16 protein-coding genes are annotated in these 15,043 nt (G+C 37.0%); all 16 read right to left on the bottom strand.

Going from position 1 to position 15,043, the window contains the following annotated elements; translation table 11 throughout:
* Position 1: 1 nt before the first annotated feature.
* A complete protein-coding gene (pdeA, locus tag CKV70_RS00260; RefSeq protein WP_003721675.1) occupies positions 2-1,975 on the bottom strand; it encodes a cyclic-di-AMP phosphodiesterase PdeA in 1,974 nt (657 codons plus the stop codon).
* A 166-nt stretch (positions 1,976-2,141) separates the two neighbouring features.
* Positions 2,142-2,870, bottom strand: a complete 729-nt coding sequence (locus tag CKV70_RS00255) for a LytR/AlgR family response regulator transcription factor (RefSeq protein ID WP_003721674.1) — start codon at positions 2,868-2,870, stop codon at positions 2,142-2,144.
* An 18-nt stretch (positions 2,871-2,888) separates the two neighbouring features.
* Positions 2,889-4,184: a sensor histidine kinase gene (locus CKV70_RS00250; protein ID WP_003721673.1), complete on the bottom strand. Its 1,296-nt coding sequence runs from the start codon at positions 4,182-4,184 to the stop codon at positions 2,889-2,891.
* A 95-nt stretch (positions 4,185-4,279) separates the two neighbouring features.
* Positions 4,280-4,441, bottom strand: coding sequence for a cyclic lactone autoinducer peptide (locus CKV70_RS00245; RefSeq protein WP_003721672.1), 162 nt, complete (start codon positions 4,439-4,441; stop codon positions 4,280-4,282).
* Positions 4,425-5,039 carry an accessory gene regulator ArgB-like protein gene (locus tag CKV70_RS00240; RefSeq protein WP_003727551.1) on the bottom strand — a complete coding sequence of 205 codons (615 nt, stop codon included), beginning with the start codon at positions 5,037-5,039 and terminating at the stop codon, positions 4,425-4,427. Before CKV70_RS00240 ends, CKV70_RS00245 begins: the two co-directional genes overlap by 17 nt.
* Positions 5,040-5,294: 255 nt before the next feature.
* Positions 5,295-5,906, bottom strand: coding sequence for a PepSY domain-containing protein (locus CKV70_RS00235; RefSeq protein WP_003721670.1), 612 nt, complete (start codon positions 5,904-5,906; stop codon positions 5,295-5,297).
* Between the two features lie 153 nt (positions 5,907-6,059).
* A complete protein-coding gene (rpsR, locus tag CKV70_RS00230) occupies positions 6,060-6,299 on the bottom strand; it encodes a 30S ribosomal protein S18 (RefSeq protein WP_003721669.1) in 240 nt (79 codons plus the stop codon).
* A 43-nt stretch (positions 6,300-6,342) separates the two neighbouring features.
* Positions 6,343-6,879 carry a single-stranded DNA-binding protein gene (ssb, locus tag CKV70_RS00225; protein ID WP_003721668.1) on the bottom strand — a complete coding sequence of 179 codons (537 nt, stop codon included), beginning with the start codon at positions 6,877-6,879 and terminating at the stop codon, positions 6,343-6,345.
* A gap of 55 nt (positions 6,880-6,934) precedes the next feature.
* Complete coding sequence (gene rpsF / locus CKV70_RS00220; protein WP_003721667.1) at positions 6,935-7,228, bottom strand: 30S ribosomal protein S6; 294 nt, start codon at positions 7,226-7,228, stop codon at positions 6,935-6,937.
* A gap of 278 nt (positions 7,229-7,506) precedes the next feature.
* Positions 7,507-8,739: an arginine deiminase gene (arcA, locus tag CKV70_RS00215; RefSeq protein ID WP_014600350.1), complete on the bottom strand. Its 1,233-nt coding sequence runs from the start codon at positions 8,737-8,739 to the stop codon at positions 7,507-7,509.
* A gap of 79 nt (positions 8,740-8,818) precedes the next feature.
* Complete coding sequence (locus CKV70_RS00210; protein ID WP_003721665.1) at positions 8,819-9,478, bottom strand: DedA family protein; 660 nt, start codon at positions 9,476-9,478, stop codon at positions 8,819-8,821.
* 104 nt (positions 9,479-9,582) lie between these two features.
* Positions 9,583-10,362, bottom strand: a complete 780-nt coding sequence (locus CKV70_RS00205; protein WP_003721664.1) for a MurR/RpiR family transcriptional regulator — start codon at positions 10,360-10,362, stop codon at positions 9,583-9,585.
* Between the two features lie 16 nt (positions 10,363-10,378).
* Entirely contained in the window at positions 10,379-11,488 is a 1,110-nt protein-coding gene (gene aguA, locus CKV70_RS00200) for an agmatine deiminase (protein ID WP_009911777.1), read from the bottom strand.
* A 101-nt stretch (positions 11,489-11,589) separates the two neighbouring features.
* Complete coding sequence (arcC, locus tag CKV70_RS00195; protein WP_003721662.1) at positions 11,590-12,531, bottom strand: carbamate kinase; 942 nt, start codon at positions 12,529-12,531, stop codon at positions 11,590-11,592.
* Positions 12,532-12,543: 12 nt separating this feature from the next.
* Positions 12,544-13,638 carry an agmatine deiminase gene (gene aguA, locus CKV70_RS00190; protein WP_014600349.1) on the bottom strand — a complete coding sequence of 365 codons (1,095 nt, stop codon included), beginning with the start codon at positions 13,636-13,638 and terminating at the stop codon, positions 12,544-12,546.
* Positions 13,625-15,010, bottom strand: coding sequence for an APC family permease (locus CKV70_RS00185; RefSeq protein ID WP_003732183.1), 1,386 nt, complete (start codon positions 15,008-15,010; stop codon positions 13,625-13,627). Before CKV70_RS00185 ends, aguA (CKV70_RS00190) begins: the two co-directional genes overlap by 14 nt.
* Between the last annotated feature and the right edge of the window lie 33 nt (positions 15,011-15,043).

Here is a 15,043-nt window from a genome sequence, read left to right as displayed (position 1 = left end):
ATTATGTTTCTCCCTTCCAATACGCATCAATGGCGCTAATTAATTGTTTTTCTGCTTCTGCAATTGTAACATCTTTAAGCTGTGTGGCTGCATTCGATAAATGTCCGCCACCGCCTAGTTTTTCCATAATGACTTGCACATTGATTTGGCCAAGCGATCTCGCGCTAATCCCGATTAATTTATCCGGACGTAGCGTAATAACAAAGGATGCCTGCACGCCTTCCATCGAAAGCATCGTATCTGCCGCCTGCGCAGCTATAACTGTGCCAAATTCCTCGTCCTCATGTCCAGTCGCAATCGCCATACCATCATGATAAATTTCAAGCGACTCCACTAAACGACTCCGCTGTGTAAAAGTAGTAATATCTTCTTTCAAAAATTGCTGCACCAAAATCGTGTCCGCACCAAGCGACCGTAAATAACTTGCCGCATCAAACGTTCGCGACCCAGTCCGCAGCGTAAAGTTCTTCGTATCAACCACAATCCCGGAAAGAAGCGCCGTTGCCTCGATTTTCCCAACCTGCTCTAAATCCGGTTGATACTCAAATAGCTCCGTAATCAATTCGGCAGTAGATGACGCATATGGCTCGATATAAACAAGAACCGGACTCCCAACAAATTCCTCTGAACGACGGTGATGATCGACAACAACCACATTCGTAGCTGAGTCCAGCAATTCCTTATTAATAACCATCGAAGGTTTGTGTGTATCAACAACAACGAGCAAACTCTTCTCCGTGATATTTTCCAGTGCGACTTGCGGTGTAACAATATTTTTAATTACATTCGGATATTCTTCAATTTCATTCATTAGTCGCTTCACATCTGGACTCATTTTGCCAGGTTCCACAACCACATAAGCATTCCGATCATTCATCTCAGCAATCCGCATCACTCCAAGACTCGAACCAATTACGTCCATATCCGGATAGCGGTGCCCCATAACAAAAACTTGGTCACTTTGCGTAATCAGCTCTTGCAATGCTTGCGAAATCACACGCGCGCGAACACGAGTCCGTTTTTCCATCGGATTTGTTTTCCCACCATAAAAACGCACTTTTCCTTCAGGTTGCTTAATTACAACCTGATCGCCGCCGCGCCCTAAAGCAAGATCTAGACTAGACTGCGCCAAATCGGCCAGCTGAATCAAATCATCTTCCTTATAACCAATCCCAATACTAAGCGTTAAAGGAATATTTTGCTTCGACGTCCGTTCGCGAATCCGGTCCAATATTTGAAACTTCTCTTCCTCCAACCGCTTCAACATTTCCTCCGTCAAAAAGGCCATAAATCGGTCTGTCGAAATCCGTTTCAAATAAATACGATGTTCCCTAGCCCAGTTGGTCAACATCGACGTCACCAAATTATTTAAAGCACTGCGACGTCTATCATCCATGCCCTGCGCCCATTCATCATAATTATCTAAGAAAATAACCGCAAATACAGATTTATTCGCTTGAAATTTCTTGTTTAAATCATAATATTCTGTGCGATCATATAAATATAAAATTCGTTCCTTACGCTTTACTATCGTATCAAAACGGTGATCACGCCAAGCAATCGACATAATCCCCTTTTCATCATTCCCAGTAATAACGTCCAAAAATTCCGGTCCTACTTCTTCCAAAGATTCCCCGATTAACTCTGCCTTATCAAAGTATTTTGACATAAACGGGTTAACCCATTCGATTTTGTAATGTTCATCATACAGCAGTATTCCCATCGGCATTTCAACAAGCGCTTCTTCTTCACTACGCTTAATCCGATACGTTAAATTAGAAACATATAGTTGCACATCTTCATTCAAGCGATATTCAAAATAAAACATCGCAACCGTAAGAATAATTCCGCCAACAACAACTAACGCCGATAACCACCACGAAAAAAAGAACGTGATTACGCTCAAAATAATTGTCGCTGCAATCAGACCGTATAATGGATATTTAAGCATTCGTTTTTGAAAATAGCCTGACATTTCATCCAGCTCCCCATTTTTTTACATACCTTTTGCCTGAATTTGAGTATCTATATCATAACATAAACTTAACTAACAATTCATCACTATTATTTTACCTATATTTACCCATTTCATCAAATCCAAACTTGCCATTGTACAAAAAAAGCGACCTTTAAGGCCACTTTTATAAACTCAAGCTTTTAATTAATTTCGATGATGCATAACAATTTTCACCGTTAGACATCTTCACCACACCTTTTGTCGTATCTAGCTCATGAATATTTTTCTTATTCACAATATACGACCTGTGGCACCGATAAAATGATTCGTCCAACATTTTCTCGATATTCTTCAACTTACCATAAAATTCCACTTGGCGATTTTTGCCATGTAAAATTACTTTATGAATAGTTGGCGCTGTCTCAAAAAACAAGATATCGTCTAACAGTTCATGAATAATCTTCTTATCCGACACTTTAAACGTAAAATACTTCTGCATATCTTGATCATTGGAAATCCGTTCTTCTGCTTGCTTCATACAGGCAAGTACCCGGTCATGCAGCAAATCAATATCGTCTTTAATAATGTAATCAAGCGCTTCCACCTTATACGTGAAAGTCATATAACTTAACTCCGCATGTGTTGTAATAAAAATAATGAAACCACGCGGATCAAACTTCCGAATTTCCTGAGCTAATTCAAAACCATTCATGTCCGGCTGCCCCAAATCAATGTCTAAAAAATAAAGCCCCATACCTTGATGTGTAGGCATTCGTGATACTAACTCAAACGGATCTCCTGTTGAAAGTTCTAACTTCATATCAAAATGTTCAACCATAATATAGTCTTCAATATATTTCGTTAACCTTTCTCGCTGCATTCTGTTATCTTCACAAATAAAAACCGGTAGCATAAATTCATCCCCATTCTTCTACATAATTTCTAATTCTTGAATAACTTCTCTATCGGTCACTTTCGTATCTAAGGCAACGTGCGAATATTTCTTCATAATTTCCCGCAAACTAGCAAGGCCTAATCCACGACCTTCTCCTTTTGTAGAGAAACCTTCTTCAAATATCTTATAAATCGGTGGCATATTTACTGGTAAACTATTCGCAAATACAATAATTATGCTATCACCTTTTTTCACAAACGCGATTCGAATAACTGGATTTTCACAAGTTAACGCCGCTTCAACCGCATTATCTAGCAAAATACCGACAACTTTGCATAAATCTATACTATCCATCGAAATCTTGTCAATCGGTTCAACTACTTCCAAAATTGCATCAATTTTCAACTCTTGAGCTCGTATTAATTTAACAGCTAGCAAGCCCTTTAGTTCAATAACATGAATATTTTGAAGCAATGAAATCTTATAGTTGTTCGATTCAATTGTTTTATTTATAGGTACAATATTATTTTCAAAGTAATACTTCAAACCCGGCATATCATTATTATCAATATATCCAACAAGTGTTGACAGGATATTCACATAATCATGACGAAAAACGCGCATTTCTCTATGCAGGGACTCTAATGTAGTAACATAATCCTGTAACTGTTCTAGCTGTTCCTTCTGATTCTGTACTTTAAGTTCGTTGGTTGCCGTATTAATAACAACCGTCACTATAACTATTAACAAAATGGTATATCCTGTAAAAATAAGCGTATTAATTTTCAAAACTGATCCATCAAAACCTGCGATTGACCCCGCGTATATGTTCATATAGAACGCTAAGACAGTAAGAGCAACGATAGAAAAAATAATATACGCATATTTTCTATGTTCAACAAATCTAGAAATATTAACTTTTTCAATCAATTTTCTAAGAAGAAACGAAAATACCAACAAATTCGCCAACATTCCCGCGCAGTAAATTAACGTTGGTAACAGTTCATTAAATATCTCATCATATTTAAAGTTCAAGCCCGGTACTAAAATAAAACCTACTATAGAGTCACTAATAGTAAGTAAAATAATAACCACAAGCGTAATAGAAGCTGAAACTACTACATTTTTATTTTTCCAATATAAGGCACTTACAAAAACAATCAATACAAAAATCATCGACCAGTATTGAACTAAAGTAAATAAAGGGAAGGCTAGCATAGCAATTGCTATAGTAACCAATCCCTCTTTAATTGAAAAAACTTTGTTTGTTAAAATCTGGATTGCAATAAAAATACCCGTTATCTGTATAATTGCCATCAAAATACTAAACATATTAATCCTCCACTGTCTAAAATATCTATGTTTAAATATGTAAGTTTGCCTTCTTTTTATTTTAGCATGAATTTTGATGTTATACAGTTTTAAATTTATTTATTTTCGTTTTTTTCTTGCATTTTCACAAATGGACTTTTTGGTTCGTATACAAACATGAAGCAAGCTTTACTCATAGAAGAATCCGCAACTTTCATGGATTGTTCTTCTAGTTTTCTAGAAAGGAATTTACCAACTGATTTATTCATATTTTTCATAGTTCCGATACCTCCTTTTCAATAGTTTGTAAGTAAGTGGATTAATACTTATCACCTGAAACAAAGATCCTACCATGATTAATGTTTTCATCTCTGCGAATGGTATTAGCAACGCAATTCCCGTTAAAATTAGCGTCCCTATCATCGCTTTTCTTTTTAGTGTTTTCCGGTGTTCTTCACCGATTAAAGGCAAACTTTCTGTGTCTGCCGGAGCGAATAAAAACATGTTGAGCAGTATAAATCCAAATGTACCTAAAACAATCCAATTATTAGAGGGGATATTTTGAAAAACAAATGGCGCAAGCACAAACATCATTAAGCTAATTAACGTGCAATTCAATGTTTTGGTTGCATGTAATCCAAAAGAATACCGTCTGAGCCATAAATATGACAGATGCACTGTCACTGTTTGCAGTAAAAGCCCTGTTACTAAGGCGATACCGTATACGAGAGCAAACTTCATGACATTAATTAGAATTATTTCCAGTCCATATTTTACTTTTAAATAACCTTCTTCATCATCTTTCCAGCGGTCTTTCGAAATCAACACATCCGCCATTCTTTCTGACAAAGGGACTTTTGCAGTAAAATTACTCAACTAATTCACCTCCACTAATATTTTACAACGAATTTACCCATAATAACCAAAAATGTAATGAAATGTCCGATTCTTGTCATGAACGACCAAAAAAGAGCAGAATTGCCGATTTTTTGGATACATTTCAGAATATTCGAACGTGTAAAAAGGACTGTATAATAGGCTTAAAAACCCATATTAATATTTTATTTAAGTGAGTTTATTCATAAAAAAACCAACTGCAAAAGAATGTTCACAGTTGGCTTTTCCATTTTATTAATCGTCTTGTTCTGTTTGAAGAATTTCTAAAGTTTTTGCATTTAGTTTGATTTCGTATTTGTTATTATCTTGTTTTACTGTCACTTCATAATAAGTTGTATCTAATTCTCTTTCTATTTTCCAACTTGTTACGTCACCAGCTTGTTCAGAAACAGCCTTATCCATGGCTTCTTTTGGTGATTTAATTCCATCTAAGCTAAGTTTTTCGTTTTCTTTTTCAACTCCACCTGCATCTTCTCGGTCAAGTCGATCTGTTTCATCACTTAGTTGTTCTTTTGTTTCAGCATTGAATTTCATTTCGTATTCATTATCATTTGAAATCCCATCAACTTTGTAGACATATTTTCCCAAGCTTTTCTCTAATTCAACGCTAGATATTTCTGCATCACTATGTTTGTCTTTGAATGCGTTAATCGCGTCTTCATAGCTCATATCGAAGCTTTTATTTTGCAAGCTATCTGATGAACTTTCATTATTACTGCTTTTGCTACTAGTAGTTTCATTGTTGCTATTATTTGATGATGTATCCTTATCATCATTAAAACTACATGCTGATAAAGCTCCTACTAATAATACCGTCATCCCTACTGTTGCTAATTTTTTATACATGATTGTTTCCCCCTGTGCATTTTTTTACTTCTATATAAGAATAACATGAATAAATAGCATTAACTTCCTTCTTAGGTCCTAGGTTTACATGATCTAAGGTCTAATTTTATGAAAAAACAGTCTAGAAATGAATTCTAGACTGCTAAAATTAACTTATTTTTCTTCAGCAACAAATGGTAGTAATGCCATTTGGCGTGAGCGTTTGATAGCAACAGTAAGTTTACGTTGATATTTAGCGCTTGTTCCAGTTACACGACGAGGTAAAATTTTACCACGTTCGGAAACGAATTTTTTAAGAAGTTCTACATCTTTATAGTCGATATGCGTAATACCATTGGAAGTAAAGTAACATACTTTTTTCCGACGGCGTCCGCCTCTGCGTCCTCCAGCCATTGAAAGTTCCTCCTATCTTAAAGTTCAAACCGCTAAAATGAATTTAGAATGGCAAATCGTCATCAGAAATGTCGATTGGCTTACCATCACTTGCAAAAGGATCATTATTAGTGGATTGATAATTTTGATTTTGAGATTGTTGCTGGTCCTGTCCGAATCCACCGTTATTTGTAGGTGCTTGTCCGAAGTTATTTCCACCGCTATTGTAATTATTGTTGTTATTGCCACTTTGATAGTTATTTCCGCCACCGCCATTAGAATTACGCGGTTCAAGGAATTGAACACTCTCTGCTACAATTTCAGTCACATAAACACGTTTACCGTCGTTTCCCTCGTAATTACGAGTTTGAACACGGCCATCAACGCCCGCCATGCTTCCCTTCTTCAGGAAATTAGCAACGTTTTCTGCCGGTTTACGCCAAACAACACAATTAATAAAGTCAGCTTCTCGTTCTCCTTGTTGGTTAGTGAAAGTGCGATTTACAGCTAATGTAAAAGTCGCAACAGCCACACCAGCTGGAGTGTAACGTAATTCAGGATCTTTTGTTAAGCGTCCTACAAGTACTACACGATTCATCATGCAAAACCAACCTCCTCTCGTTTAGTAAATCAAGGTCCTAGCCTTGAATAAATTCTTATGCTTCTTCTTTAATTACCATATGACGAATGATATCATCAGAAATTTTAGCTAAACGGTCAAATTCGTTGATAGAATCTGCTTTATCAGCGTTTAATTTCACGATGTGGTAAAAACCATCACGATAGTCATTGATTTCGTATGCTAAGCGACGTTTACCCCATTCTTTTGATTCGATGATCTCCGCACCATTTTCAGTTAAGATTCCGTCAAAGCGTTCTACAACAGCTTTTTTCTCATCTTCTTCAATGTTTGGGCGAATGATGTACATAATTTCGTACTTTCTAGCCATCTACTCTACACCTCCTTGTGGTCTTAAGCGGCTCTGATATAGCATGAAACCATACCATATCCCTGAAATCCAGACTGCCTTTAGCAAGCCTTAAAATCAAGAGCGAGCAAGGAATAATTTATAATTACTCACAATAAAATATTATATCATAGCGCACACTAACCAGCAAGATATTTCTCGAAAATTCTGGTTTGAAAACACTATAGCACATCTTAAAATCGCCAACAATACTTTTAGCGAAAGTCGCATTTTGAAAGGGAATTCTCATTTTTCAAAGCCTATTTTAGATTTTCTCTAACAAGCGGCATCGTCATACACCTTGGTCCCCCGCGGCCTCTAGAAAGCTCTGAACTAATCACTTCATGAACCTTAATACCCGCACTTCTTAACAGATCGTTTGACACTTGATTTCGATCATATGTAATTACTTCTCCAGGAGCAATGGCTAACGTATTTGCCCCATCATTCCACTGCTCTCGCGCCGAAACAATTACATCTTCTCCGCCACAAGGAATAAAATCAATTTCTGGCTCATCCAAAACCTCCGCAATCACGCGCTGAAAATCTCTTCGCGGAGTAATTTCCAATCCATTCTCACTTTTTTCTAATATATATATATTGAGTTCACCTTGTTGATTTTGAATTGCTGGATGAATCGTGAACTGCGCAAAATTAACCATGGTGAAAACCGTGTCCAAATGCATAAATGACCTTGTTTCAGGAATTTCAACAGCTAAAACTCGTTTAATTTTTGGAGAACGGTTAAATAAACTTTCTGCAAGCCGTTCAACTGCCCGTGCATCAGTTCGTTCAGATACACCGACAAGAACGGTCTCTTCATTCAGAACTAGCTCATCTCCACCTTCTAAAGAAAACGGCTCCCCACGTCCTGACCATAACGGGATATCTTGATTGCTAAAACGAGGATGATGTTTTAAAATCAACTCGATAAATATTGACTCTCGCCTTCTAGCTGGCTGGAACATTCTATTAATCGTCACCCCGTTACCAATAACAGCTGCTGGATCTCGAGTGAAATACAAATTTGGTAATGGATCTAGGAAAAAAGGATATTGTTCGTCCATCATTTCATTTAAATGTTTCTTTTTACGCTCGGGGATTTCCGATTTTTTCAAACCAGACATAAGTTTTCTAATCATTTCTTCCTCGTCAAAAGACATCAAATAATCTCGCACATATAGCGCACTTTCGTCCATTTGATTGGATTCTTTAATCATTTTCGTTAAAAAGGACTCTTTATTGTTAGCTTCTCGCAATGCTTCAGCGGCTAGTTTTTCTAAGTAGAGTACTTCGATGTTTGAATCTCTCATTGTTTTAGCAAAAAAATCATGTTCCTTCTGCATCATTTTTAAATACGGTATATCATCAAATAATAAAGATTCTAGGTATTCTGGTGTGATATTTTCGAGTTCAGAACCCGGCCTCTTTACAAGAACTGTTTGGAGTTTGCCAATTTCAGATGTAATATTCAATGCTTGTTCCATTTTCATCACCTCTTCCTAACTAATTACCCCAAAAGTTTGTCATGTATGCGAGAGATTTCCCGGGAAATAAAAAAAAGCACAGAGATTATTCTGCGCTTTTCTTGTCCATTTTACTTTTAATAAATGAAACAACCATTGGGATAACGGAAACTACAATAATTCCGATTACTACTAACGAGAAGTTGTCTTTAACAATTGGGAAATTGCCGAAGAAGTATCCTGCAAGCGTGCAAAGCAATACCCAGACTGTTGCTCCTAAAATATTATAATTTAAGAAATAGCGATAATTCATACGGCTTGCTCCAGCTACAAATGGCGCGAACGTACGAATAAAAGGCATGAATCTAGCAATAAAAATTGTTTTCCCACCATGTTTATTGAAGAAAGCCTCCGCTTTTTCCATTTTTTCTTTATTTATTAGTTTTCCAAACCAGCTATCTTCTGGTATGGATGTTCCAATCTTTTTACCGATATGATAATTCACTGTATCACCTAGAACTGCTGCTAACCATAAAGTAATAATTAGCGGAACAATATGTAAAATCGAACCATCTAATACAGATAATGCACCGGCTGCGAATAGTAATGAATCTCCTGGTAAAAATGGAAATACTACCAATCCAGTCTCTATAAATACAATCAGGAATAAAATGATGTAAGTCCAAATTCCAAAATTATTTATAATCTCCACTAAATGTTGGTCAATGTGCAAAATAAAATCAATGATATAGGTAATAAAATCCACCAGGCACTCACTTCCTTTTCTTTTATTTAAAAGTCAAAGTTCATTTTACCACAAGTCAAGTCTCCTTGTATCAGACTTGTGACTTATTTATCAATTCTTAACAATTAAAAGCTACTAGTTTCATCTTCCATAAACTGGTATAAGATTAGCTCCATAATTGCAATTGTAGAGATGCGAGAAGTGATGTCTAAATTGTTCATTTCAATTTCATCTGTAAAAATATATAAATTAATATCACTCATATTTTGAATAATGTTATTATCAGCCCCGGTAATCGAAATCAACATAGGCGTTTCGTTTCTGCTTTTTAGTTTTTGGGCAGTTTGGATTAATTCAATATCATGTCCACCGTACGTAAGGATAAAAACTAAATCATCTTTACCAATATGCGGCAATACAGCTTGGCGATATTGATAATCTTCAGGAAACTCTACCAAAAATCCGCTCATTGTATAGAGATATTTGATGTATTTCGCAGCATGTTTGCTCAGTCCTTTAGCAAAAAAATAAATTCGCGGTTTGTTTACTAGTTTTTTGGTGATTTTCTTGATTTTACTTGGTTCTAAAACTCGGACAGATTCAATAATGTTTTTTAAATATTCTTCACGATAATCCGACTGTTCTACGACAAATGGGGACGGTTTTAGCTCTGTATGCCCAAGTAAAGTGAACTTTAAGACCGTTGTAAACTCGCTATAACCAGTAAATCCAAGCTTTCTTACAAAGCGCAAAAATGTTGTTGTTGAAACAAAGCATTCTGCAGAAACTTCTCGAATGCTTTGATTTTTAATTAAATTCATATTCTTAACGACATAGTCAAATAAAATTCGCTCATTTCGAGTTAGGGAAGCTACAGTCTTACTGGAAATTTCGTAAAAGTCCATACTTCAAGTCTCCTTCTTATTCACGTATCGTACTTTTATCAGGGAGATGTTGCGTGATACAGTGAATATTTCCGCCGCCTAGCAAAATCTCACGTGCTTTAATCCCCACAATTTTTCTATCAGGATATAACTTTTCAAGTAATTCCTGCGCATCTTTATCTTTTGGATCATCAAACAATGGGAAAATAATGGCACCATTCGCTGTATAGTAATTTACATAACTAGCAGCTAATCGATCTCCAGCCTGTCTAGGGAAAGTTCCATTAATCGCTTCCACACCTTCGCTCTCTGTTTGCGTAATAAGTACTGGATCTGGACAATGTAGTTTATGTATTATAAAAGTTCTTCCCTTAGCATCTGTTTTGTTAGCTAAAATATCATAACATTCTCTTGAAATTTCATACTGCGGATCACTTTTGTTATCCGTCCACGATAAAACAACTTCTCCAGGTGCCACAAAGTTAAAAATGTTATCTACATGTCCGTTTGTTTCGTCAAGATAGAAGCCATGCTTAAGCCAGATTACTTTTTGTGCATGGAAATATTTTTTTAAAGTTTGTTCGATTTCTATTTTGGTTAAATTCGGGTTCCTTCCTTCTGATAAAAGGCACTCTTCTGTCGTAACAAGTGTCCCTTCACCGTCTACATGAATGGAACAACCTTCTAAAATAAAATCTTTCTGTGAATAGTAGTCGATTCGCTCTAACTCACAAACTTTTTTTGCAATTTGATTATCTTTATCCCACGGAAAATATAGACCATCAAGAAGACCACCCCAAGCATTAAACCCCCAGTCAACGCCGCGCATATCTCCCTTATCGTCCACCAAAAAACTAGGTCCATAATCGCGTATCCACGCATCATCATTACTCATTTCGATAACACGAATGGTATCCGGAAGTTCTTTACGAGCATTTTTATATTGATTTGGTGATACAAACATAGTGACTGGCTCAAAATTTGAAATAGCGACTGCAACTTCTTTATAGTTTTGTTGTGCTGGCTTCCCACCAAGCCGCCAGTTATCAGGTCTTTCCGGCCAAATCATGAAACAGCCAATATGAGGTTCGTATTCTCCTGGCATTCTGAATCCGTCCTCTACCGGCAACCCTTTCAGTTGTCCCATCCTCATTCTCCTCCTATTACTTCATAAACACATTATACATGAAATACTGTTTTACAAGACAAAAACCGAGTAACAATTACCCGGATTTCCGTCCTATTTTACTAGCCTGCAACAATCACTGTTCCTGCCCCACGTTCTAGCATGGCGCCAATATTTTCAAGCGATGTGATTATTGCTTTGGCATGTGGTCTTTCTTTGACAAAAGCTGTCGCTGCTTCGATTTTGGGCAACATACTTCCTGCTGCAAACTGTTTCTCATCAATATATTTTTCCAATTCTGAAACGGTCACTTGTTCAAGTTTCTTTTGATTTGGCTGATTATAATTAATATAAACATTTTCCACCCCTGTTAAAATAACCAACAAATCTGCATCAATTAGTTCTGCAAGTTTTTCAGAAGCAAAATCTTTATCGATTACGGTTTCTACACCAGATAAATCAAGGCCATTTTCAACGACCGAAACCCCACCTCCACCAGCAGAAATAGTCACAACGCCACTATCAACCAATTGTTTAATAATCTGATGTTCTTTAATACTAAGTGGGCGAGGAGATGGGACAACTTTACGGTAACCTCGGCCAGCATCCTCAAGAAAGATTGCACCAGTTTCTGCCATTTCCTTTTCAGCCTCTTCTTTATTAAGGAAAGGCCCAATTGGTTTGGTTGGTTTTTCAAAAGCAGGATCATCTTTATCCACGACAACTTGTGTAATTAATGAAACTGCTACTTTATCTAGCCCGTGTTTTAAAAATGCTTTATCTAGCGCATTTTGCATCCAGTAGCCAATACTCCCTTGCGTCATCGCGACACACGTATCAAGCGGCATTGCTGGATTCTTTTCAGAAGCTCCCGCATGTTGTTGTAGCATCAAGTTGCCTACTTGCGGTCCATTTCCATGCGAAATAATTAAATCATCCCCGTTTTCGATAAATTGCACCAAATATTCGGCTGTTTCTTCAAGAGCACTTCGTTGCGCTTCAGCACTGGCATCACTCGATAAAATTGCATTTCCACCAAGTGCCACGACTATTTTTTGATTCATGATGTTCACTCCTTATCCTCTTGGCACCTGTTGAGTAATACAGTGAATATTTCCGCCGCCAAGTAAAATTTCTCTTGCTTTTACACCAACCACTTCACAGTTTGGATAAAGTTGTTGTAATTTTTCGCGAGCAAGTTCATCATTTGGATCCCCAAATAGCGGAAAAATCACTCCACCATTGGCTGTGTAGTAATTAATATAACTTGCTGCGAGTCGGTCGCCTTCTTCCCGTGGCAATGTTCCTTCTACAGCATCCACACCTTTACTTTCTTCATCGGTAATTAAAATTGGCTTTGGTACATTTATTTTATGCACTTCTAATTTACGACCTTTTGCATCGGTTTCATTCGATAAAATATCAAAGCATTCTTTGGAAATTTCATACTGCGGATCAGTTTCATCATCTGTCCACGCAAGCGCTACTACACCTGGGCGTACATAATTGAAAATATTATCTACATGACCATTCGTTTCATCTAAATAAATCCCTCGTTTTAACCAAATAATTTTTTCTAAATTTAAGTACTCTTTTAAAACCATTTCGATTTGCTGTTTTGAAAGTTGTGGATTGCGACCTTCCGATAATAAGCATTCTTCTGTCGTTACAAGCGTGCCTTCACCGTCGACATGAATGGAACCTCCCTCTAACACAAAATCAGCTAAGCGATAACGATCTTTTCGCTCTAATTCGCATATTTTTTGAGCGACTTGATCATCTTTATCCCACGGGAAGTACAAACCATCGACCAATCCCCCCCAAGAGTTAAATGACCAATCCACTCCACGTACGTCACCAGAATCATTAACAACAAAAGTTGGCCCAGAATCGCGCACCCAAGCATCGTCGTTATCCATTTCCACTACGCGAATTTCATCAGACAACATATATCTCGCATTTACATATTGACTAGAACTTGCAACAACAGTAACTGGTTCAAAATGAGAAATCGCTGTTGCCACATCAACAAAAGCTTTTTGCGCAGGTTTGGCCCCTAAGCGCCAATTATCTGGTCGTTCTGGCCAAATAATATAGCAACCAGCGTGTTTTTCAAATTCCCCAGGCATTCTAAATCCATCTTTTTTAGAAGAACTATCAATCGTTCTCATTTTTTATCTCTCCTTTGTCTTTTCTTTTACCAGCAAGCCAAATACATATTTCACCAACAATCACCGCTACAATGGTTCCAATTAAGATTGGGATTTTTTCATTTAATTCTGCACTTGAACCATTTAATGGTACTGCAGAGAAAATCAAAGTAATGATGAGTAAAATCATTGGTACGAAAGTCATTAAGTAAAGCAAGATTTTGCCACCTGGCACTTTAAATGGACGTTCTCGGTCCGGATCCAACTTACGTAATTTCAAAAATGCTGGAAACATTAGGATATATGAACCTAGTAAAGCAACTACATTTAATGCAAAGAATGCCCAGAAAATATTTTCATTTGGAATAAGTGGTGCCGCAACGATTAATACAGAAGCTACAATCCCATTTAATATACTAGTACCCGTTGGCATATCATTTTTCGGATTTGTTTTTCCAAAAACAGCTGGTAAATCTTTGTTTTTCGCTGCATACATTGCTACATAATTCACGCCTAGTGCCCAAGACACTAAATTTGCTACTAATGTATACATAAACATAATCCCAATAATAATAACAAATGGGTTAACTCCGCCAATCAGCATAATAAAGCTATCAATAAGGCCGCCTGACGTTGAAAGTTCAGAAGTCGGAATTGCTGCCCCCATTCCGAAAGCTGCTAGTAAATAGAAGAATGCGATCAAAATCCCACCATAAATAATTGCTTGAGGAATTTGTTTTTTAGGATTTTCCATGTCACTCGCAAGCGTTGTTACCACTTCAAAACCTAAGAAATTGAATAAAATGACTGAAATAAATGATAAACTCTCTAAATCAAAAGTTGGAAGTAATGCTTTTCCAGAAAAGTCATTCGCCAATCCCTTCGTAATCGCAAAATAAATCCCAAGTACACCAAGGCAAAGCATAATTGCGACTTTACAGAAAGCCGCGATATTAAGAATCCATTTACTATCGCTCACTGGATAACAACTAACAATAACAACAATCCACACAAAAATGAGCTGAATCAAAATCGAAACCGGCGTCCCAAATGAAACCGGGAAAATTTGCGTAATAACTTCTACAAACAATACCGCTAAACTCGCCATCCAAATCGGATAATTAATCCAGTATAACCAAGCGACACGTGCACCCCATTTTCGGCCAAATGCCCGTTTTACCCAATCATAAATTCCGCCTTCATCATCATAGGTTGTCCCAAGTTCTGCCGAAACAAGTCCATATGGTAAGAAAAATAAAATAAGTAACGCAATCCACCAGAAAAATTGAGATGATCCTATCGCCGCTGCTGGCGCGGCAGATTCCACAACCAAAACGACACATACAGCCATAAGAACCGCATCAAATAATCTGAATTTCTTCTTTTTTTCCAAAATGCCCACTCCTCTTTTTAAGTGGGGGGAAGA

Origin of the sequence: Listeria monocytogenes (genome assembly GCF_900187225.1) — a bacterium.
In the GTDB taxonomy this organism is placed as follows: Bacteria; Bacillota; Bacilli; order Lactobacillales; family Listeriaceae; genus Listeria; species Listeria monocytogenes.
This window is presented reverse-complemented; position numbering and strand designations above follow the sequence as displayed.